General features: G+C 43.2%; 35 protein-coding genes. 34 read left to right on the top strand and 1 reads right to left on the bottom strand.

Annotated features, from left to right (window positions below):
- Nucleotides 1-12: 12 nt before the first annotated feature.
- A complete protein-coding gene (locus HY064_00425; protein ID MBI3509098.1) occupies nt 13-1017 on the bottom strand; it encodes a ketoacyl-ACP synthase III in 1005 nt (334 codons plus the stop codon).
- Between the two features lie 278 nt (nt 1018-1295).
- Between HY064_00425 and HY064_00420 the strand changes: the two genes are divergently transcribed.
- The 34 genes from HY064_00420 (at nt 1296) to carA (ending at nt 20816) form a co-directional block, all read left to right on the top strand.
- Nucleotides 1296-1697: a 30S ribosomal protein S12 gene (locus HY064_00420; GenBank protein MBI3509097.1), complete on the top strand. Its 402-nt coding sequence runs from the start codon at nt 1296-1298 to the stop codon at nt 1695-1697.
- A gap of 28 nt (nt 1698-1725) precedes the next feature.
- Nucleotides 1726-2193 carry a 30S ribosomal protein S7 gene (rpsG, locus tag HY064_00415; GenBank protein ID MBI3509096.1) on the top strand — a complete coding sequence of 156 codons (468 nt, stop codon included), beginning with the start codon at nt 1726-1728 and terminating at the stop codon, nt 2191-2193.
- 16 nt (nt 2194-2209) lie between these two features.
- A complete protein-coding gene (gene fusA, locus HY064_00410) occupies nt 2210-4336 on the top strand; it encodes an elongation factor G (GenBank protein MBI3509095.1) in 2127 nt (708 codons plus the stop codon).
- Nucleotides 4337-4358: 22 nt separating this feature from the next.
- Nucleotides 4359-4667, top strand: coding sequence for a 30S ribosomal protein S10 (rpsJ, locus tag HY064_00405; protein MBI3509094.1), 309 nt, complete (start codon nt 4359-4361; stop codon nt 4665-4667).
- A gap of 39 nt (nt 4668-4706) precedes the next feature.
- Nucleotides 4707-5324 carry a 50S ribosomal protein L3 gene (gene rplC, locus HY064_00400; GenBank protein MBI3509093.1) on the top strand — a complete coding sequence of 206 codons (618 nt, stop codon included), beginning with the start codon at nt 4707-4709 and terminating at the stop codon, nt 5322-5324.
- Nucleotide 5325: 1 nt separating this feature from the next.
- Nucleotides 5326-5955: a 50S ribosomal protein L4 gene (rplD, locus tag HY064_00395; protein ID MBI3509092.1), complete on the top strand. Its 630-nt coding sequence runs from the start codon at nt 5326-5328 to the stop codon at nt 5953-5955.
- Between the two features lie 3 nt (nt 5956-5958).
- The gene (gene rplW / locus HY064_00390) at nt 5959-6249 is read left to right on the top strand and encodes a 50S ribosomal protein L23 (GenBank protein ID MBI3509091.1); all 291 of its coding nucleotides are present in this window, start codon (nt 5959-5961) and stop codon (nt 6247-6249) included.
- Nucleotides 6250-6264: 15 nt separating this feature from the next.
- A complete protein-coding gene (gene rplB, locus HY064_00385) occupies nt 6265-7089 on the top strand; it encodes a 50S ribosomal protein L2 (protein ID MBI3509090.1) in 825 nt (274 codons plus the stop codon).
- 25 nt (nt 7090-7114) lie between these two features.
- Nucleotides 7115-7408 (top strand): 30S ribosomal protein S19, encoded by a 294-nt coding sequence (gene rpsS, locus HY064_00380; GenBank protein MBI3509089.1) that lies wholly within the window; start codon nt 7115-7117, stop codon nt 7406-7408.
- Nucleotides 7409-7427: 19 nt separating this feature from the next.
- Nucleotides 7428-7826, top strand: coding sequence for a 50S ribosomal protein L22 (rplV, locus tag HY064_00375; GenBank protein MBI3509088.1), 399 nt, complete (start codon nt 7428-7430; stop codon nt 7824-7826).
- Between the two features lie 22 nt (nt 7827-7848).
- Complete coding sequence (gene rpsC, locus HY064_00370) at nt 7849-8595, top strand: 30S ribosomal protein S3 (protein MBI3509087.1); 747 nt, start codon at nt 7849-7851, stop codon at nt 8593-8595.
- A gap of 35 nt (nt 8596-8630) precedes the next feature.
- Nucleotides 8631-9059 (top strand): 50S ribosomal protein L16, encoded by a 429-nt coding sequence (rplP, locus tag HY064_00365; GenBank protein MBI3509086.1) that lies wholly within the window; start codon nt 8631-8633, stop codon nt 9057-9059.
- A 17-nt stretch (nt 9060-9076) separates the two neighbouring features.
- Entirely contained in the window at nt 9077-9274 is a 198-nt protein-coding gene (gene rpmC / locus HY064_00360) for a 50S ribosomal protein L29 (GenBank protein MBI3509085.1), read from the top strand.
- 30 nt (nt 9275-9304) lie between these two features.
- On the top strand, nt 9305-9571 hold the full coding sequence (gene rpsQ, locus HY064_00355; GenBank protein ID MBI3509084.1) for a 30S ribosomal protein S17: 267 nt from the start codon (nt 9305-9307) through the stop codon (nt 9569-9571).
- A gap of 30 nt (nt 9572-9601) precedes the next feature.
- Entirely contained in the window at nt 9602-9970 is a 369-nt protein-coding gene (rplN, locus tag HY064_00350; protein ID MBI3509083.1) for a 50S ribosomal protein L14, read from the top strand.
- Between the two features lie 10 nt (nt 9971-9980).
- Nucleotides 9981-10304, top strand: a complete 324-nt coding sequence (gene rplX / locus HY064_00345; protein MBI3509082.1) for a 50S ribosomal protein L24 — start codon at nt 9981-9983, stop codon at nt 10302-10304.
- The gene (gene rplE / locus HY064_00340) at nt 10304-10870 is read left to right on the top strand and encodes a 50S ribosomal protein L5 (GenBank protein MBI3509081.1); all 567 of its coding nucleotides are present in this window, start codon (nt 10304-10306) and stop codon (nt 10868-10870) included. Before rplX ends, rplE begins: the two co-directional genes overlap by 1 nt.
- A 28-nt stretch (nt 10871-10898) precedes the next feature.
- The gene (gene rpsN / locus HY064_00335; protein ID MBI3509080.1) at nt 10899-11168 is read left to right on the top strand and encodes a 30S ribosomal protein S14; all 270 of its coding nucleotides are present in this window, start codon (nt 10899-10901) and stop codon (nt 11166-11168) included.
- A gap of 99 nt (nt 11169-11267) precedes the next feature.
- On the top strand, nt 11268-11666 hold the full coding sequence (rpsH, locus tag HY064_00330; protein MBI3509079.1) for a 30S ribosomal protein S8: 399 nt from the start codon (nt 11268-11270) through the stop codon (nt 11664-11666).
- Nucleotides 11667-11689: 23 nt separating this feature from the next.
- Nucleotides 11690-12244: a 50S ribosomal protein L6 gene (gene rplF / locus HY064_00325; protein MBI3509078.1), complete on the top strand. Its 555-nt coding sequence runs from the start codon at nt 11690-11692 to the stop codon at nt 12242-12244.
- A 49-nt stretch (nt 12245-12293) separates the two neighbouring features.
- Complete coding sequence (rplR, locus tag HY064_00320) at nt 12294-12650, top strand: 50S ribosomal protein L18 (GenBank protein MBI3509077.1); 357 nt, start codon at nt 12294-12296, stop codon at nt 12648-12650.
- Nucleotides 12651-12685: 35 nt separating this feature from the next.
- Nucleotides 12686-13204, top strand: coding sequence for a 30S ribosomal protein S5 (gene rpsE, locus HY064_00315; protein ID MBI3509076.1), 519 nt, complete (start codon nt 12686-12688; stop codon nt 13202-13204).
- Nucleotides 13205-13215: 11 nt separating this feature from the next.
- Nucleotides 13216-13395, top strand: coding sequence for a 50S ribosomal protein L30 (gene rpmD, locus HY064_00310; GenBank protein MBI3509075.1), 180 nt, complete (start codon nt 13216-13218; stop codon nt 13393-13395).
- A gap of 19 nt (nt 13396-13414) precedes the next feature.
- Nucleotides 13415-13864 carry a 50S ribosomal protein L15 gene (gene rplO, locus HY064_00305; protein MBI3509074.1) on the top strand — a complete coding sequence of 150 codons (450 nt, stop codon included), beginning with the start codon at nt 13415-13417 and terminating at the stop codon, nt 13862-13864.
- A gap of 1 nt (nt 13865) precedes the next feature.
- Nucleotides 13866-15221 carry a preprotein translocase subunit SecY gene (secY, locus tag HY064_00300; protein MBI3509073.1) on the top strand — a complete coding sequence of 452 codons (1356 nt, stop codon included), beginning with the start codon at nt 13866-13868 and terminating at the stop codon, nt 15219-15221.
- A gap of 3 nt (nt 15222-15224) precedes the next feature.
- A complete protein-coding gene (map, locus tag HY064_00295; GenBank protein ID MBI3509072.1) occupies nt 15225-16013 on the top strand; it encodes a type I methionyl aminopeptidase in 789 nt (262 codons plus the stop codon).
- Between the two features lie 3 nt (nt 16014-16016).
- Complete coding sequence (gene infA, locus HY064_00290) at nt 16017-16235, top strand: translation initiation factor IF-1 (protein ID MBI3509071.1); 219 nt, start codon at nt 16017-16019, stop codon at nt 16233-16235.
- 36 nt (nt 16236-16271) lie between these two features.
- Entirely contained in the window at nt 16272-16391 is a 120-nt protein-coding gene (rpmJ, locus tag HY064_00285; protein ID MBI3509070.1) for a 50S ribosomal protein L36, read from the top strand.
- Between the two features lie 47 nt (nt 16392-16438).
- Nucleotides 16439-16816, top strand: coding sequence for a 30S ribosomal protein S13 (gene rpsM, locus HY064_00280; GenBank protein ID MBI3509069.1), 378 nt, complete (start codon nt 16439-16441; stop codon nt 16814-16816).
- A gap of 55 nt (nt 16817-16871) precedes the next feature.
- On the top strand, nt 16872-17309 hold the full coding sequence (gene rpsK / locus HY064_00275) for a 30S ribosomal protein S11 (protein ID MBI3509068.1): 438 nt from the start codon (nt 16872-16874) through the stop codon (nt 17307-17309).
- A 33-nt stretch (nt 17310-17342) separates the two neighbouring features.
- Nucleotides 17343-17945 (top strand): 30S ribosomal protein S4, encoded by a 603-nt coding sequence (gene rpsD, locus HY064_00270; GenBank protein MBI3509067.1) that lies wholly within the window; start codon nt 17343-17345, stop codon nt 17943-17945.
- Nucleotides 17946-18016: 71 nt separating this feature from the next.
- A complete protein-coding gene (locus HY064_00265; GenBank protein MBI3509066.1) occupies nt 18017-19009 on the top strand; it encodes a DNA-directed RNA polymerase subunit alpha in 993 nt (330 codons plus the stop codon).
- 44 nt (nt 19010-19053) lie between these two features.
- Nucleotides 19054-19578 carry a 50S ribosomal protein L17 gene (gene rplQ / locus HY064_00260; GenBank protein MBI3509065.1) on the top strand — a complete coding sequence of 175 codons (525 nt, stop codon included), beginning with the start codon at nt 19054-19056 and terminating at the stop codon, nt 19576-19578.
- A gap of 86 nt (nt 19579-19664) precedes the next feature.
- Nucleotides 19665-20816: a glutamine-hydrolyzing carbamoyl-phosphate synthase small subunit gene (gene carA / locus HY064_00255; protein ID MBI3509064.1), complete on the top strand. Its 1152-nt coding sequence runs from the start codon at nt 19665-19667 to the stop codon at nt 20814-20816.
- Nucleotides 20817-20900: the final 84 nt, after the last annotated feature.

The raw sequence follows: 20900 nt of genomic DNA, 5'->3' as shown, positions 1-20900 counted from the left end.
AATTTGCAAGGATCAGAATCGGGCAATGCATGCGCTCCAGGAAAGTCCCACGCCGAATCCGGCAAGTACCACGGTCATTCCCGGTTTTAATCTTCCGTTCTTCATCGATTCACAAATGGCAATAGGAATAGTGGCTTGCACAGTATTGCCGAATTTATCCATACAGTGTACGAATTTATTTTCCGGAATGTCCAATTTTTTCCGCAGCGTTTCATTCAGAAAAACATTCGGCTGATGAAAAATAAAAAGATCGATCTCATTTTTATTCAAATGTGCTTTCTCAAAAAGTTCATTCAGCATTTTCGGTACAATGCGCAACGAAAAAAGAAAGACGTTCATCCCGTCCATGTAAAAACTTGCAGGGTTGGTGATGTTGCCGTATTCATCTTTTTCATCCTTGTAAGAAGAATCACTTAGCGGATGTCGGAGATAACCGTCGCGCACAATTATCTTTTCAAAACCTTTTCCATCGGTGCCGAAAACGAATGGTCCAAGCGAGCCATTTCCCGATCTGGAAATAAGAGTTGCAGATCCTGCATCACCAAACAGAAATCTGTTCGGCCGGTCTTTCGGATGTATCAAACGGGTTAATGTTGACGCAGTAAGCAAAAGTGCGTGATCAATTTCATTGAGTTGCAACATTCCGTTAATGGCAGATAGCGCGTAGATGAATGCACTGCATCCGAGAGTAAGATCGAATGCACCGCAATGATGAGGAAGATCCAGTTTGCCATGGAGTACGCAGGCCGTTGCCGGTGTGTAGTAATCGAAATCGGCGGAGCAATAAACCAGGAGTCCCAATTTATTCTTGTCGAAATTCTGATCCTTCAAAAGCTTTTGAGCGGCTTTGAGAGCGAGATCAGAAGAAACATCATCTTCCGAAGCGATCGCCCTCGAAACAACACCTATTTTTTCAAGCCCGGCACCGATAGTTTCCGGAAATTCCCTGAAAAAGTCCTCGTTGGTATAGATTTTTTCGGGTTGAAACCAGGATGAGGATTGGATGGTGACTGACATGGAGGTCAAATGTAGGAAATGACTACTCGCGGGCTTAATAAAATCCGTTTTCGGAAATTTTCGAATGATTTTTCAGCCCATCCAGGCCACTTTTTTCTTGATTCAAATAAAATTTGCCCGGTCAGGTCAAAGCGCCCATTACTTCCTGATTTTCAAGAAAAAAAATTTTCACAACGTGTTGTTTATTTCGAAGAATTAGTACCTTTGCCCTCCCCAAAAACTGGACTGGGGTAAAAAGTTTTTGTTAAAAAATTGAGCATCAAATAATTATACCACTCATGCCTACTATCCAACAGTTGGTCAGAAAAGGTCGCTTCAGAGCTTCGAACAGGAGTAAATCTGCAGCCCTTGACAGTTGCCCGCAAAAGCGTGGAATCTGCACTCGTGTTTATACTACAACGCCGAAGAAACCGAATTCCGCTCTTCGCAAAGTGGCAAAAGTTCGTTTGACCAATAAATTGGAAGTAATCGCTTACATTCCGGGTGAAGGACATAATCTTCAGGAGCACTCTATCGTGTTGGTGCGTGGCGGTCGTGTGAAGGATCTTCCCGGAGTGCGTTATCACATCATTCGTGGAGCGTTGGATACAGCAGGTGTGGAAGGAAGAAATCAACGGCGCTCAAAATACGGAACCAAAAAAGCTAAAGTAGGTGGTGCAAAAGCTGCCCCTAAAAAATAAATCCTCAGACGACTAGCAGTAATATCCAATGAGAAAAGCAAGAGCAAAAAAACGTCCGCTGTTACCTGATCCTAAATTTCAAGATCTTTTAGTAACACGATTTGTAAATAGTTTGATGTACCAGGGAAAAAAATCCGGTGCCTACAATATTTTTTATGATGCGATCGAGATCGTTCAGAAAAAAGGAGAGCAGGACGGATTGGAAACCTGGAAAAAAGCGCTGACAAACGTTACTCCGAATGTGGAAGTTCGCAGCCGCCGGGTAGGTGGAGCAACATTCCAGATTCCGCAGGAAATTCGGCCCGAGCGCCGCACAGCTCTCGGAATGAAATGGCTTATTTCGTACGCGCGTATACGAAATGAAAAATCAATGGCCGGTCGTTTGGCAGCTGAAATACTTGCAGCGGCAAAAGAAGAAGGTGCTGCATTTAAAAAGAAAGAAGATACCCACCGGATGGCAGAAGCCAATAAGGCCTATGCACATTTCCGTCTGTAATAATTGCGGGGATAAAATTATGAGCGACTTAAAATTTACAAGAAATATCGGGATTGCTGCACATATTGATGCGGGCAAGACAACGTGCACGGAGCGGATTCTCTATTATGCAGGAGTCAACCACAAGATCGGTGAAGTTCACGATGGAGCTGCAACAATGGACTGGATGGTGCAGGAACAGGAACGTGGTATTACCATTACATCTGCCGCTACAACTTGTTTCTGGAATTACCGGGACAATAAATATAAAATGAACATCATTGATACACCGGGTCACGTTGACTTCACTGTGGAAGTCAATCGTTCGCTTCGTGTATTGGATGGTCTTGTTTTTCTTTTTTCTTCTGTTGATGGTGTAGAACCCCAATCAGAAACGAACTGGAGACTTGCAAATAATTACAATGTCACCCGCATTGGTTTTGTAAATAAAATGGATCGCGCCGGTGCCGATTTTCTGAATGTTGTAAAACAGGTTAGGGAAATCCTCGGTGGAAATCCGGTTCCATTACAACTTCCTATTGGGGGTGAAGAAAATTTCAAAGGGGTAGTTGATCTTATCAATAATCGTGGAATAGTATGGAACGAAGCGGACCAGGGAATGACGTATGATGTTGTTCCGATTCCTGCCGATATGCTGGAGGATGTTGCTCACTGGAGAGAAAAATTATTGGAATCAGTTTCGGAATTCGATGACAAGATCATGGAAAAATTCTTCGAGAATCCGAATTCAATTACCGAAGTAGAAATTCTTGCCGCGCTTCGCAAAGCTTGTCTTGCCAATAAAGTTGTGCCGATGGTTTGTGGGTCTGCTTTCAAGAATAAAGGAGTACAGACGATGCTCGATTATGTAATGGAATTAATGCCATCACCTGTCGACAAAGAAAATATCAAAGGAATAAATCCTGACACAGAAGAAGAAGTTTCAAGAAAGCCGGATGTAACGGAACCATTTACTGCACTTGCATTCAAAATTGCAACGGATCCTTTTGTAGGACGTCTTGCTTATTTCCGTTGCTATGCAGGGCATCTTGATTCCGGTTCTTATGTTTTAAATACACGTTCTGGTAACAAAGAACGGATTTCGCGCATTTTTCAAATGCATGCAAATAAACAGAACCAGATTCCTTTTATTGATGCAGGTGATATCGGAGCAGCGGTTGGATTCAAAGACATTAAAACCGGGGATACACTTTGTGATGAGAATCATCCTATTGTTCTCGAAGCAATGAATTTTCCTGAACCGGTCATTGGACTTGCAATAGAACCTAAGACGCAGGTAGATCTTGATAAGCTCGGGGTTGCACTTGCAAAACTGGCCGAAGAAGATCCTACTTTCCGGGTAAATACTGATGAAGATAGCGGCCAAACTATTATCAGCGGAATGGGCGAATTGCATCTCGAAATTATTGTCGATCGTTTGCGTCGTGAATTCAAAGTTGAAGTTAACCAGGGCGCACCACAGGTTAATTTCAAAGAAGCAATTACGGGAACAATTGAGCATCGTGAAGTTTATAAGAAGCAAACAGGCGGTCGCGGAAAATTTGCTGATATCAAATTTACACTCTCACCTGTCGATGCAGATTTTGTTCCCGATGCGAAGAACGGTGGATTGCAGTTTGAGAATGAAATTACCGGTGGAAATATTCCGCGAGAATTTATTCCTGCAGTGGAAAAAGGATTCCGTGCTTCAATGGTGAACGGTGTTCTCGCTGGATATCCAATTCAAACTATGAAGGTGATCCTCACAGATGGTTCCTATCACGACGTGGATTCCGATTCTCTTTCATTTGAGATCTGCGCTAAAACTGCTTATCGAGAAGCTACCCCAAAAGCTAAACCGATCCTGCTTGAACCAATCATGAAAGTTGAAGTACTTACACCTGAGCAGAATATGGGAGATGTTGTCGGAGATCTTAATAAACGTCGCGGACAAATTGAAGGAATGGATTCCCGCGCGGGAGTGCAGGTAGTAAAAGCAAAAGTTCCTCTTTCTGAAATGTTCGGTTACGTTACACAATTGCGTACGATTACATCAGGCCGTGCTTCTTCCACAATGGAATTTTCACATTATGCAGAAGCACCGCGCAGCACTTCAGAGGAAGTGATCGCAAAAGCAAACGGAAAAAAAACTGTAAAAGCATAACGTTCTTTTAAATAAAAAAAATATGAGCCAGAAAATCCGCATCAAACTGAAATCCTACGATTATAATCTCGTTGATAAGTCGGCTGAGAAGATCGTTAAAACGGTTAAAAGTACCGGTGCAGTTGTGAGTGGACCAATTCCGCTGCCAACACATAAAAGAATTTATACCGTATTGCGTTCGCCGCACGTGAATAAAAAAGCACGCGAGCAATTTCAGCTTTGCAGCTACAAGCGACTGCTGGATATTTACAGCTCAACTTCCAAAACAGTAGATGCTTTGATGAAACTCGAATTACCGAGCGGAGTTGAAGTAGAAATAAAAGTTCCCTAATCAATAGTGAATTAAAATCAATTCAAATTAAATAAAACAATGTCAGGCCTAATTGGTAAAAAAATCGGAATGACCAGTGTCTTTGGTGCCAATGGAAAATATGTTCCATGCACAATTATAGAGGCAGGTCCTTGCGTGGTGACGCAAGTAAAAACCAAGGAGAAGGACGGCTATGAAGCACTCCAACTCGCCTTTGACGAAAAGAAGGAAAAACATACTGCAAAATCAATGCAGGGTCATTTCAAAAAAGCGAATACAACTCCTAAAAGAAAAGTTGCTGAGTTCCGCGGTTTTGAAGAAACGAAGAATGCAGGCGACGTGATCACAGTTGAACTTTTCAAAGAAGGTGAACTGGTTGATGTTCGCGGAATTTCCAAGGGTAAAGGATTCCAGGGTGTTGTAAAACGTCATGGATTCAGTGGTGTAGGCGGAAATACACACGGGCAACATGATCGGAACCGTGCACCGGGATCTCTGGGCAATTCATCGAATGCAGCGCGCGTTATGCCGGGCATGCGCATGGGGGGAAGGATGGGTGGTAATCAGGTAAATATTCAGAATCTCGAAATAGTGAAAATTATGCCGGAAAAAAATCTTCTTGTAGTTAAAGGTTCAGTTACCGGTTCAAAAGGTTCATACGTTCTTATCCGCAAATAATATGGAACTCGCAGTTTATAATCAGGACGGAAAAGCAACATCAAAAAAGGTAAAGCTAAGTGATGCTGTGTTCGCTATTGAACCGAATGATCACGCCATTTATCTTGACGTCAAACAGTTCCTTGCCGCAAAGCGCCAGGGTACTCACAAGTCGAAAGAGCGCGCCGATATTGCGCGCACCACTAAGAAACTCAAGCGTCAGAAAGGTACCGGGGGCGCACGTGCGGGAAGTATGAAATCTCCTTTATTCCGCGGGGGCGGAAGAGTGTTCGGTCCACGGCCACGCGATTACGATTTTAAATTAAATAAGAAAGTAAAATCGCTTGCGCGCAAATCCGCACTTTCCTATAAAGCAAAAGAAAATAATATCACAGTTGTAGAAGACCTGAACTTTGACGCACCTAAGACCAGTAAATACAATGAGTTTCTGAATAACATGAAACTCGCCGAGAAGAAAACATTACTTGTTCTTGGCAGCAGGAATGAGAATGTGTATCTCTCCTCACGTAACTTGAATCGTGCAAAAGTTCTGCTTGCAGCAGAACTCACTACTTACGATATTCTTAATGCCGGAAATCTTCTCTTGTCCGAAAGTTCTATTGCAACTCTCGAAAATCTTCTTAAAAATTAAGCCATGAGCGTTCTTGTAAAACCGATCATCACAGAAAAACTGACCGCCAACGCGGAAAAAACAGGCCGGTACGGATTTGTCGTTCAGAAAAAAGCAAACAAACTCGATATCAAGAAAGCAGTTGAAAAAACTTATGGTGTCACAGTTAAGTCGGTCAACACGATGAATTATATCGGCAAAGTGCGTTCGCGTTACACAAAAAGTGGTATGCAGATCGGCGTGGCCAATCGTAATAAAAAAGCAATCGTTACACTTAAGAAAGGTGACATGATTGATTTCTATAGTAATCTCTGATAAATAAAACAGGAAATGACACTCAGAAAATATCGTCCGCTCACTCCAGCAATGCGTCATCGTATCACTGTTACGATGGATGACATTACCACAGATACGCCGGAAAAAAGTTTGTTGACAACACATAAACGTACAGGTGGAAGAAATACTACTGGTAAAATGACCATGCGTTATATCGGTGGCGGTCATAAAAAACTTTATCGCCTTGTCGATTTCAAAAGAGACAAACACGACATTGCAGGAACAGTGAAAACAATCGAATATGATCCGAATCGTTCTGCAAGAATTGCGCTCGTAGTTTATAAAGACGGAGAGAAGCGATACATCATAGCTCCGAATGGATTGAAAGTTGGGCAGCAAGTAATGGCCGGGAAAAAAGCCAATCCTGATGTAGGTAATGCACTTTTTCTTTCTGATGTTCCGCTTGGAACCATCGTTCATAATATTGAATTGCGTCCCGGACAAGGTGCGAAAATTGCGCGCAGTGCAGGATCGTATGCTCAGTTGAGCGCACGTGAAGGACGCTTCGCCGTTCTTCGGATGCCTTCTGGTGAAACCAGAATGGTGCTGGTTACCTGTCTTGCAACTATCGGATCGGTTTCCAATAGCGATCATAATCTTCAGAAGCATGGTAAAGCCGGACGCAACCGCTGGCTTGGTCGCCGCCCAAGAAATCGTGGAGTAGCTATGAATCCGGTCGACCACCCAATGGGAGGAGGAGAAGGACGTGCATCAGGCGGGCATCCAAGATCAAGAAAAGGTTTGAAAGCAAAAGGTTTGAAAACACGTTCACTTAAAAAAGCCTCTAACAGGTACATCATTGAACGACGTAAAAAATAATTAATAAGAGTTTAAAAGAAATACAATGGCACGTTCACTTAAGAAAGGTCCTTTCGTTGATCCGAAACTCGACAAGAAAATTGTCGCTATGAATGCCGGCTCAAAAAAACAGGCGATCAAAACCTGGTCACGCCGTTCTATGATCACACCGGATTTCGTCGGACATACGTTCGCGGTGCATAACGGAAATAAATTTATTCCTGTTTATGTAACTGAAAATATGGTCGGACATCGTCTCGGGGAATTCGCGCCTACGCGCACTTTCCGTGGTCATTCCGGAAACAAAGACAAAGCAACCAGTACAGCAACAACAGCATAACTAACTGAAAGTTTTTCAAATGGCACGCAGAAAAGAACTCGTAGCGAATGCACGTAAAGAAGCGATGAAGACCACTTATATCGCAAGTCTCCGGAATGTTCCCACTTCCCCGAGAAAGATGCGCCTCTGCGCAGATCTTATCCGCGGGAAAGAAGTTTTCAAAGCATTGAATATTCTGAGATTCACAGATAAAGAAGCAGCAGGGCGTCTCGAAAAATTACTGCGGTCTGCTATCGCTAACTACGAAAAGAAATCGGGTAGCACAGCGAATGCCGATGAACTTTTTGTAAAAACAATTATGGTGGACAGTGCAACAATTCTCAAGAGAATTCAGGCAGCTCCACAGGGACGTGCACATCGTTTAAATAAACGATCAAATCATGTGACACTCATAATTGACCAGATCACAAACGCTTAATTACTATAAAAGAGAAAACAGAATGGGACAAAAAGCTAATCCAATAGGCAACAGGCTCGGTATCATCCGCGGATGGGAATCGAATTGGTTCGGAGGAAAGAACTATGCAGATAAACTGGTGGAGGATGAAAAGATCCGCAATTATCTGAAAGCGCGTCTTGCCAAAGGCAGCATCTCTAAAATTGTGATCGAGCGCACCATGAAACTCATTACGGTAACTATTCATACCGCACGCCCCGGAATCATCATTGGAAAAGGCGGAAAAGAAGTGGATAAATTGAAAGAAGAGATCAAGAAACTCACGAAGAAAGAAGTGCAGATCAATATTTTCGAGATCAAACGTCCTGAACTCGACGCAAGGCTTGTTGCTGATAGCATCGCCCGCCAGATCGAAGGTCGCATCTCGTTCCGCCGCGCAATTAAAATGGCGATCGCTTCTACTATGAGAATGGGTGCTGAAGGAATAAAAGTAAAATGTTCAGGCCGTCTTGCTGGTGCAGAGATCGCAAGGGTTGAAGGGTACATGGAAGGACGCGTTCCGCTTCACACGCTTCGCGCTGATATTGATTATGCACTTTCAGAAGCTCATACTTCCTATGGAAGGATCGGTGTGAAAGTGTGGATCTGCAAAGGAGAATTGTATGGCAAGAGAGATCTTTCTCCTAATGCACAGAATTCAGCAAGAGAGAAAAAAGGACCCTCTTCCGGCGGAAGCCGCGGTAATCGCCAGCGCCGTCCACGTAAAGAAGGTGCAGGTGAATCGAAATAATTCAGAGAATATTAACGCCATAGCATTATCATAAAATGTTACAACCGAAAAGAACAAAATTCAGGAAACAGCATAAGATGAAGATCCACGGAAAAGCAACTCGTGGTCATTCGATCGCTTTCGGATCATTCGCATTGAAAGCTGTGGAAGAATGTTGGGTTACGGGCAAACAATTGGAGGCTGCCCGTGTTGCGATGACCCGTTTCCTCAAACGCGAAGGCCAGGTTTGGATCCGCGTATTCCCTGATAAACCGATCACCCGAAAACCAGCTGAAGTTCGTATGGGAAAAGGAAAAGGTGCACCTGAATACTGGGTTGCAGTTGTGAAAGAAGGAACCATTCTTTTCGAAGCCGACGGCGTTCCTGTTGCTACTGCAAAAGAAGCGTTGCGCCTTGGTGCACAAAAACTTCCTGTTACAACTAAATTCATCGTTCGTCCTGACTACACTCCTGAAAACGCTTAATAAAAATATTCTTAGCAATGAACCAGAAAGAAATACAGCAGTTGTCTGATACCGAATTGAAAGATCGCCTGGCAGAAGAAAAAGGCCAATTGGTGAAAATGAAAGTCAACCATGCGGTTTCGCCGATCGAAAACCCGCTCAAGATAAGAACGGCACGGCGTACTATAGCGCGCATTCAAACGGAGATCAATAAACGTGCTACCGCTGCCAACTAAATATTGATAAAAGTCATTCTGAAAAACAAAATGGAAAATACACTCAAAAGGGCCGACCGCAAGGAAAAAACCGGAACAGTTATCAGTAACAAAATGCAGAAGTCAATTGTTGTTGCTGTTGAGCGGAAAGTAAAACATCCGAAGTATGGTAAGTACGTCAAGAAGACGTCTACCTTCATGGCGCATGATGAAAAAAACGAATGCAATATTGGCGACACGGTGCGCATCATGGAAACAAGACCACTCAGTAAAAATAAAACCTGGCGCCTGGTTGCGATCGTAGAGCGTGCAAAATAATTATTCAATCATTTCAAAAGTAGTTGAGCGATGATACAACAGGAATCCAGGCTTTCAGTAGCTGACAACAGCGGAGCAAAAGAAGTGCTCTGCATTCGCGTACTTGGCGGAACCAAAAAAAGATATGCTTCTATTGGAGATAAAATTGTTGTTTCTGTAAAGAATGCAATCCCCTCAGGAAACATCAAAAAGGGAACGGTTTCCAAAGCTGTTGTGGTCAGAACCAGCAAAGAGATCCGCCGTCCCGATGGATCCTATATCCGTTTCGATGATAATGCATGTGTTCTTCTGAATGCACAGGACGAATTGCGGGGAACGCGCATCTTCGGACCAGTGGCGAGAGAATTGCGCGAAACAAATTATTCAAAGATCATTTCACTTGCACCCGAAGTGCTTTAATTTTAATACGATGTCTAAACTCAAAATAAAAAAAGGCGACACCGTTGTTGTGATAACCGGAGAACACAAAAGTGCCGATACACAATACAAAGTCGTTTCAGTCGATCAATCATCGAACCGCGCTGTGCTCGAAGGATTGACTGTGAAAAAACATACAAAGCCGACTGCAAAATATCCTCAGGGAGGAATTGTGGATGTTGCTGCAACAATTCATATTTCAAACCTGATGCTCGTTGGCCCTGATGGAACTCCTACACGCGTAGGTCGTCGCGTAAATGAAGAAACAGGTAAACTGGAACGTTACTCAAAAAGATCAGAGGAGGTTATCAAATAATGGCTACTACAACTTACACTCCGAGAATGAAAAAATTCTACCGTGAAACGGTAGTTCCTGCCTTGCAGAAAAAATACAATTTCACAAGCTCCATGCAGGTGCCGCGTATAGAAAAGATCTGTATCAACCAGGGCATCGGCGATGCGGTTTCTGATAAAAAACTTATCGAAGGAGCTATCAAAGAACTCGGACAGATAACAGGCCAGCGTCCGGTTTCAACAATATCAAGAAAAGATATTTCCAATTTTAAACTTCGCAAAGGAGTTCCTATAGGTGTAAAAGTCACTTTGCGAGGCGATAAAATGTATGAGTTTCTGGATCGCCTTATTTCTGCTTCCTTACCAAGAATCCGTGATTTTCGTGGAATAAATGAAAAAGGTTTTGATGGTCGCGGAAATTATACACTCGGTATCACAGAACAGATCATTTTTCCTGAAATCGATATTGACAAGGTGAATAAGATAATGGGAATGGACATCACATTCGTTACCAATACAGAATCGGATGAAGAAGCAAAATCACTTCTTGCTGAGTTCGGTTTACCGTTCAAGAATAATAAAAAATAACTATCTTTGCAGCCCCTTTAAGGAAAACATGGCAAAAGAATCAATGAAAGCACGGGAAGTAAAACGCCGCAAACTTGTGGATCGTTATGCTGAAAAGCGTGCCCAACTCAAAAAAGAAGGCAAGTGGTCAGAACTGGCATTACTTCCTCGAAACTCTTCAAAAGTTCGCCTCCGTAACAGGTGCAAACTCACAGGAAGACCTCGCGGATACAGCCGTCAATTCGGACTTTGCCGGAATATGTTACGCGATCTTGCTCTCAACGGTAAGATTCCCGGATTAACCAAGGCTAGCTGGTAAGCACGAAGCAGCCATTCTCCGCCAGAAAATTGGCGGACGCAAGTAATTGCGTTTTGTATAATTATCCTGCGTGCGGGATAAAATATAAGACAAAAAAAAATGACAGATACCATTTCCGATTACCTGACCCGAGTCAGGAATGCGATTAAAGCAAGTCATCGCGTTGTGGAAGTTCCCGCTTCCAGGATGAAAAAAGAGATCACCAAGATCTTATTTGAGAAAGGATATATTCTCAATTATAAATTTGATGAAGCTGAAAAAGCACAGGGAACAATCAAGATCGCTCTGAAGTACCATCCTGTTACTAAACAATCTGCTATTCGCGGACTTGTTCGCATTTCTTCTCCAGGACTTAGAAAATATTCCGGCGTTAATCGCATGCCGCGGGTTCTTAACGGACTCGGTATTGCCATCCTTTCCACTTCCAAAGGTGTAATGACCGATAAGGAAGCAAAAAAAGAAAATGTCGGCGGGGAAGTACTTTGTTATGTCTATTAATAATTCACGAAGAAGCAAAAGCCATGTCACGAATAGGTAAACTTCCGATCACTCTGCCCAAAGGCGTTGATGTCAGCGTCAATGAAAAGAATGTGGTCACCGTTAAAGGTGTTAAAGGAGAATTGAAGAGAACGCTTGATCCTGCCATTTCTGTAAAAGTGGAAAATGGTGTGGTAACGCTTAGTCGTCCTACCGAACAGAAGCGCCATAAAGCATTACACGGTTTGTATCGCGCTTTGATCGCAAATATGATAGATGGGGTTGCTCGTGGTTATAAAACCGAACAGGAATTGGTCGGTGTAGGATATCGCGCACAGGCAAAAGGTCAGCAACTTGAATTGACACTTGGTTATTCGCATAACGTAATTTTCGAATTGCCAAAAGAGATTAAGATCGCAACAACTGCAGAAAAAGGTCAGAATCCAAAGATCATTCTTGAATGTGCAGATAACGAATTACTCGGACTGGTTTCTGCAAAGATCCGGTCGTTGCGTAAACCAGAACCTTACAAAGGAAAAGGAATAAAATATGTTAACGAGATCCTGCGTCGTAAAGCTGGAAAAGCAGCAGGTAAATAATAAATGAAATAAACAGTTTCGGCAAAAACCGAGACAAGACAAGATAAAAATGGCTATTACAAAATCACAACGCAGAGACCGTATCCGGATGAGGATTAGAAAACGATTATCCGGCTCGTCCGCTTCTCCCCGATTGAGCGTTTATCGCAGCAATAAAGAAATTTATGTGCAGCTCATTGATGATGTAAAAGGAGTAACACTCGCTACTGCTTCTTCAATGGAGAAAGAGATCGCTTCGAAGAAGATCAACAAGATCGAAAAAGCTAAACTGGTTGGCGCTGCCATTGCAAAAAAAGCAGTTGCTTCTGGTTTTCAGGTTGCTGTTTTCGATCGCGGTGGTTATCTCTTTCACGGTCGCGTAAAAGCGCTCGCTGATGCAGCACGTGAGAATGGATTGAAATTCTGATTTATCGAACACAAAAAGAAACTGAACTAAATAAAATGGCAAACGGAAACGTAAGACGTGTAAAGTCAAGCGACATTGAACTTAAGGACCGCTTGGTCGCAGTTCAGCGCGTTACCAAGGTTACTAAAGGTGGCCGCACATTTTCATTCACCGCCATCGTTGTCGTTGGTAATGAAAAAGGTGTTGTCGGTTATGGACTTGGTAAAGCGAAAGAAGTAACTGATGCTATCACCAAGGCTATCGAAGACGCGAAAAAGAACCTGATGAAAGTTTGCATTGTAAATGGAACAGTGCCTCATGCACAACAGGGAAAATTTGGTGGCTCGTTGGTATTTCTTAAGCCAGCTTCACATGGTACCGGCGTTATTGCAGGTGGTGCCATGCGGGCAGTGCTTGAAAGCGTTGGAATCACAGATGTGCTAGCAAAAAGTAAAGGATCATCCAATCCACACAACGTTGTGAAAGCTACAATGGATGCGCTCATGCAGATGCGCGATGCATTCACCATTGCACAGCAACGCGGAATCACACTCGAAAAAGTATTCAACGGATAAATCAATTCACTATGTCAAAGATCCGCATCACACAGATAAAAAGTTGCATCGATTATCCCGAGCGCCAGAAGCAAACACTTCTTGCATTGGGATTGAAAAGAATGCATCGTTCCGTAGAAAAAAATTCCACACCACAGGTACAGGGAATGATCGCCCGTGTGCAGCACCTGGTGAAAGTTGAAAATATTTAACTGCTAACGAAGAATCGCAATGAACTTAAGTAATCTTAAACCGGCAAAGGGCTCAACCAAGCACGAAGGCAAACGCAAAGGGCGCGGACAAGGTTCCGGCAAAGGCGGAACATCTGCACGTGGTCACAAAGGAGCGCAATCCCGCTCCGGATATTCTTCCAAACGCGGATTCGAAGGCGGACAAATGCCGTTGCAGCGCCGGTTACCGAAATTCGGTTTTACCAATATGAATCGTGTTGAATACAAAGGCATCAACCTTGATTCATTGCAGATACTCGTTGAAAAAAGAAAATTGAAATCCGTTTCGCCCGAAATTCTCATTGAGAATGGATTGGCTAACAAAAATGATAAAGTGAAAATTCTTGGTCGCGGCGAATTGAAATCAGGAATTGAAATTAAAGCACATGCATTTTCTGCTTCGGCTAAAGCAGCCATTGAAGCAAAAGGCGGTTCAGCGATAACGCTCTGATATGAAGAAATTCATTGGTACCATAAGGAATATTTTTTCCATCGAGGAACTTCGCCAGCGTATCCTTTACACGCTTGGCTTCCTGCTGATTTATCGTCTCGGAAGTTACGTGGTAATTCCCGGTGTCGATCCGGAAGCTTTACGACGTTCTCATACGAATGACGAAGGGATTCTGCAACTCATCAATATTTTTGCGGGAGGAGCTTTCTCACGTGCTTCTATTTTTGCACTTGGCATCATGCCGTACATTTCTGCTTCTATTATTCTCCAGTTATTGACAATGGCGTTACCTCATTTTCAGCGTTTGCAGCGTGAGGGGGAAAGCGGCAGAAAAAAAATCAATCAGTATACGCGTTACCTTACCATCATTATCACTGCTATGCAGGCTGTCGGATATCTCGCTTCACAAGTTGCAGATAAAACAGGTGCTGTGCGTGATCAATCTACCTTCTGGTGGTTCGAAGCTGTTTTTATTCTCGTAACAGGAACTGTTTTCGTGATGTGGCTAGGCGAAAAAATTACAGACAAAGGAATCGGTAATGGAATTTCGCTGATCATTATGATAGGAATTGTGGCGCGACTTCCGTTTGCTATTTCAACTGAATTCGGTTCACGTTTAGAATCAACAGGCGGCGGACTAATCATGTTCCTTGTGGAGCTGGCGGTTTTGCTTTGTGTTGTCGTAGGTTGTATTCTGCTCGTGCAGGGAACGCGGAGAATTCCTATTCACTTTGCAAAAAGAATAGTAGGTAATCGTCAATACGGCGGACAAAGAAATTACATTCCTCTTAAAGTGAATGCGTCTGGTGTAATGCCCATCATATTTGCTCAGGCTATCGTAATGATACCGATACAACTCGCCGGATTTGCAACCCGGAATTCAGAAGGCGAAGTGAGTTGGTTTGTGCGCGAATTCGGAAACCACTATGGAATCTGGTATAATGCATTTACGGCATTGCTCATTGTTGTATTCACTTATTTCTATACTGCGATCACCGTCAACCCGAATATGATGGCAGAGGAAATGAAACGAAATGAAGGATACATTCCCGGAGTAAAACCCGGAAAGAAAACAGCGGAATATATCGACATGATCATGTCTCGAATTACCTTACCCGGAGCTCTTATGCTCGCAGTTGTTGCGATCCTTCCTGCAATCGTAATTCATTTTGGCGTGTCGAACGAATTTGCACAATTCTACGGTGGTACAAGTATTCTTATTCTCGTAGGCGTTGTGCTCGATACTTTACAACAAATTGAAAGTTATCTTCTCATGCGTCACTACGATGGTCTGATGAAATCAGGTCGAATCAAAGGCCGTTCATCCGTTGGTATGACTGCTACAGCACAGTACTAAAGAATGATCAAGTACAAATCGCACGAAGAAATAGAATTAATACGACGTAGTTCTTTACTTGTTGGAAAAACACTCGCAACTGTAGCACGGGAAATCATCCCCGGAAAAACTACTGCTGCCATCGATAAACTGGCGGAGGAATTCATTATGGATAATGATGGAAAACCAGCGTTCAAAGGTTATCGCGGATTTCCCGGAACACTTTGCATTTCTGTAAATGCTCAAGTGGTTCACGGAATCCCCGGAAAATATGAACTAAAAGATGGCGACATTGTTTCAGTGGATTGTGGTGTGCTGATGAATGGTTATTACGGAGACAGCGCATTTACTTTTCCTGTCGGTGATGTGAAACCTTCTGTCTTGAAGCTCCTTCGCGTTACTAAGGAATGCCTGCTTCTTGGAATAGAGCGCGCATCTATCGGTGGAAGGATCGGCGACATCAGCGAAACAGTTCAGCTTAACGCGGAAAAAAATGGATTCTCCGTGGTGCGCGAATTGGTTGGTCACGGTGTTGGGAAACATCTGCACGAAGAACCTGAAGTTCCTAATTATGGAAAAAGGGGAAGCGGACCGAAACTCGCCGAAGGACTGGTCATAGCAATAGAACCCATGATTAATATGGGGAAGCGAAATGTTCGCCAGGAATCAGATGGATGGACCATCACAACAGCAGATGGAATGCCGAGCGCTCACTATGAGCACACGATAGCCGTCACTAAAGGGAAAGCCGACATTCTTTCCTCTTTTGAAGAAATAGAAAATGTTCTGAAAGAAATGAAAATTGAATTATAAAGCATGGCGAAAACACCATCAATTGAGCAGGACGGCACGATCATCGAAGCGCTCTCTAACGCGATGTTCCGCGTAGAGCTTGAAAATGGTCACGTGATTACTGCGCATATTTCGGGAAAGATGAGGATGCATTATATCAAGATCCTTCCCGGAGATAAAGTAAAAGTGGAAATATCACCGTATGATCTCACCAAAGGAAGAATATCATACCGTTATAAATAAAATCAAGAAGTTGAGTAAACCTGAAATAACTATACAATGAAAGTCAGAACATCAATCAAGAAAAGAAGTCCCGAATGCATTGTGGTTCGCCGCAAAGGACGTCTTTATGTGATCAATAAAAAGAATCCGAAATTCAAACAGCGTCAGAAAAACTGATCCTGGAAATTATTATAGTTAAACGTATCCCGATAAAACAAACATAAATGGCAAGGATTGCTGGAATTGATTTACCGAAAAACAAAAGAGGCGAAATAGGATTGACCTACATCTTCGGCATTGGCCGCAGTACCGCCCGTAAAATTCTGAACAAAGCCGGTGTGGACTTCGACACGAAAGTCCAGGAATGGAATGACGATCAGTTGAACAAGATCCGTTCGGCCATCTCTGATAATTTCAAAGTAGAAGGCGCACTTCGTTCAGAAGTTCAGTTGCATATCAAGCGTCTCGTCGATATCGGCAGTTATCGCGGTATGCGCCATCGTAACGGACTTCCTGTTCGCGGGCAAACCACAAAGAACAACGCGCGTACGCGAAAAGGGAAACGCAAAACAGTTGCTAATAAAAAGAAAGCCGTTAAATAAAATAATTTTTTCTGCGGATGAAATTCTCTTCGCCGCATAACTGAAAAAAAAAGTCATGGCAAAACAACAACAAGCACAACAGGCAACAACCGGTAAAGGCACAGCTCCTGCCGGTAAAGTGGCCGCACGCAAACGCACGGTGAAAGTGGATGCTATTGGCGAAGCACACATCAATGCCACATTCAACAATATCATCATCACACTGACGAATCTTTCCGGTCAGACTATTTCCTGGTCGAGTGCCGGAAAAATGGGATTCCGTGGTTCTAAAAAGAATACGCCTTATGCAGCTCAGACTGCAGCAGGGGATGCAGCGAAAACTGCTTATGAAAACGGACTCCGAAAGGTGAAGGTTTATGTGAAAGGCCCGGGTGCAGGCCGCGAATCCGCGATCCGTACTTTGAACCAGGCTGGTATAGAAGTAACCGAGATCATAGATCTTACACCGATCCCGCACAACGGCTGTCGTCCTCCAAAACGTCGCCGCGTTTAATTATAACATTCAAATAAAAACTGTCGATAAAAGATGGCAAGATACATAGGACCAAAATCCAAAATCGCACGTAAATTCAAGGAGCCGATCTTCGGACCTGATAAAGTGCTCGAGAAAAAACAATACGGACCCGGACAACATGGCGCTACGTCAAAGCGCAACAAAAAATCCGAGTATGCCGTGCAGCTTCAGGAAAAACAAAAGGTGAAATATACTTATGGGATTCTCGAGCGCCAGTTCGCGAACATCTTCGATCGCGCATCACGTGCAAAAGGAATTACCGGCGAAGTTCTTCTTCAGCTTATCGAAGCACGCCTCGATAACGTGGTTTACAGAATGGGAATCGCTCCTTCACGCTCCGGAGCACGTCAGCTTGTTTCTCATGGACACATCACGGTCAATGGAGACTTGGTGAACGTTCCTTCTTTCACGGTTAAACCGGGCGATAAGGTTGCGGTTCGTGAAAAATCAAAATCACTTGAAGCAATCACCAATTCCATTGGAGCCGGATCCAATTATTCGTGGATCGAATTCAATCCTTCCACGCTCGAAGGAAAATTTGTGAATTACCCTGAGCGAACACAGATTCCTGAAAATATCAAAGAACAACTCATCGTCGAATTGTATTCGAAATAATAAATGAACGCCCGCAGAGGCGCGTAACGTCTGCACAAAACCGATTCTCTGAAACGAACAAACACAGAACAATGGGCATCCTTGCATTCCAGAAACCAGATAAAGTGATCATGATCCAATCCAGTGAAACTGACGGACTCTTTGAATTCCGTCCGTTGGAACCAGGATATGGTATCACGATCGGAAATGCGCTTCGTCGCATTCTTCTCTCTTCACTCGAAGGTTATGCTATTACCACAATTCGTATAGAAGGTGTGGAGCATGAATTCTCTACAATTAAAGGCGTGATGGAAGATGTTACCGAAATGGTTCTTAATCTGAAACAGGTTCGGTTCAAGCGCCAGATCGACAATACCGAAAATGAAAAAGTAGTGGTCAATATCACCGGCAAAACACAACTCACTGCCGGCGATATCGGAAAATTCACTTCCGGTTTCCAGGTGCTTAATCCCGATTTCGTGATCTGCACAATGGAGGCGAGTGTGAAACTCAAGATCGAACTCACTATTGAAAAAGGACGTGGTTATGTTCCTGCTGACGAAAACAAACCGGTGAACGCCGCAATCGGACTCATTCCGATGGATGCGATCTATACGCCGATCCGTAACGTGAAATATGCAGTGGAGAATTATCGCGTTGAACAGAAAACAGATTATGAGAAACTCGTTCTCGAAATTGTTACCGATGGTTCCATTCATCCTAAAGATGCTTTGAAAGAAGCAGCGAAAATTCTCATTCACCATTTTATGCTCTTCTCCGACGAGAAGATCACACTCGATACCGTGGAGAAAGCTTCGTCCGAAGAATTCGATGAAGATTCACTTCACATGCGCCAGTTGCTTAAGACCAAACTCGTGGATATGGATCTTTCTGTCCGCGCGCTTAACTGTCTTAAAGCAGCAGACGTGGAAACACTCGGTGATCTCGTTTCATTCAACAAGAATGATCTTCTGAAATTCCGGAACTTTGGTAAAAAATCATTGACAGAACTCGAAGAACTTGTAGCCAGCAAAGGCCTCCAGTTCGGAATGAATGTGACGAAATATAAACTCGACCGCGACTAAAATTTTTCTGAACCGAAAAGTTCAGTTGTTAATGCCGAAAGAAAATGAGACACGGAAATAAAAATAATCACCTCGGAAGAAAAGACGGACACCGTTCCGCTCTTCTTTCGAATCTTGCAAGTGCGCTTATCCTGCACAAGCGGATCAATACCACTGTTGCAAAAGCAAAAGCATTGCGCACTTTTGTTGAACCAATCATCACACGTTCGAAACCTGCTTCCACCAAATTGGAAGACATGAACAATCGCCGTTTGGTTTTCAGTTATCTCGCAAATAAAAAAGCAGTGACTGAACTTTTCAAAGAAGTGGGGCCGAAAGTTGCGACCCGGCCGGGAGGATATACGCGCATCATCAAATACAGCCTGAGCGCAAGCCCGAAGATCACCTCCAAACGGCGCCGCGATAGTTCAGATTTGTGCCTTATAGAACTGGTTGATTACAATGAAATATTGCTCAATGTAAAAGCCGATGGCAAAAAAGCGAAAACAACTCGTCGCGGCCGCGGAAAAGTAAAATCGAAAGACGCCGAAGACAATAACGAAAACAATACTGAAACCAAAAGTGAATAATTTGTCAGCAAATTCATTTCAACACCAAAACGGGATAAGGTAATTTTGCCTCATCCCGTTTTCTTTTTATGATCAAACCTTAACTCGTGGAAGAGAAAGAAACCCGATCAACACGCTTAAAATATCACGCGCTCCCTCCGGCTATCCTGTTGCTCGAAGACGGAACGGTCTTTCATGGTAAAGCTGCCGGAAACATCGGCACTACCACCGGCGAGATCTGTTTCAATACAGGCATGACCGGCTACCAGGAAATTTTTACTGATCCTTCGTACTTCGGGCAGATTCTTATTGCAAATTCTGTTCACATCGGGAATTACGGAATACGGAATGAAGAAGTGGAATCGGATTCAATAAAAATTGCCGGACTCGTTTGTAAAAAATTCTCCGAAATGTTTTCGCGCCCGCTCGCGTCCAGGTCGGTGAAAGATTATTTTCTTGAACAGAAGATCGTAGGCATCTGTGAAGTGGATACGCGCGCTATTGTGCGGCATATCCGCGATAAAGGAGCAATGAACGCGATCATCTCGAGCGGGATCATGGATCTGGAAATCCTGAAAGAAAAACTTTCGAAAGTTCCTTCTATGGCCGGACTCGAGTTGTCATCGAAAGTTTCCACGAAAGAATCTTATTCAGTGGGTGATCCGAATGCAGAAAAAAAAGTTGCACTCATTGATGTAGGCGTGAAGAAAAATATCATCCGATGCCTTGTTGAACGTGGTTGTTATGTAAAAATATTTCCGCAGAAAACTCCGGCAAAAGAAATCCTCGCATGGAAACCCGATGGCATCATGTTATCCAACGGCCCCGGCGATCCTTCCGTGATGAAAGATGAAATTGAAACAGTGAAACAACTCACAACTACCAATGTTCCTGTTTTCGGAATTTGTCTCGGGCATCAGTTATTGGCAGAATCATTCGGAATTTCTACTTACAAAATGCACAACGGACATCGCGGCATAAATCATCCGGTGAAAAATATTATCACCGGAAAAAGCGAGATCACTTCACAGAATCATGGCTTCTCGGTAAAAGCAGAAGATGTGGAAAAGAATAATGAAATAGAAGTGACACACGTCAACCTCAATGATAAAACGATCGAAGGTATCCGTCACAAAGTGAAAAATATTTTTTCGGTTCAATATCACCCTGAAGCTTCGGCCGGCCCGCATGATTCGCGTTACCTGTTCGATGATTTTATGAAGATGATGAATTCGGTAAAAAAGAAAGTATCAGTATAAATAATTTTTGGTTGTTGAATTTTGATTGTTGAATTGACAATCATGTTTTGAAAATCAACAATCTAAAATCAACATTCAAATTTT

This window comes from Bacteroidota bacterium, assembly GCA_016194975.1.
Taxonomy (GTDB): Bacteria; Bacteroidota; Bacteroidia; order Palsa-965; family Palsa-965.
Note: the sequence above shows the minus strand (reverse complement) of the source record. Positions and strands in the feature narration are given on the sequence as shown.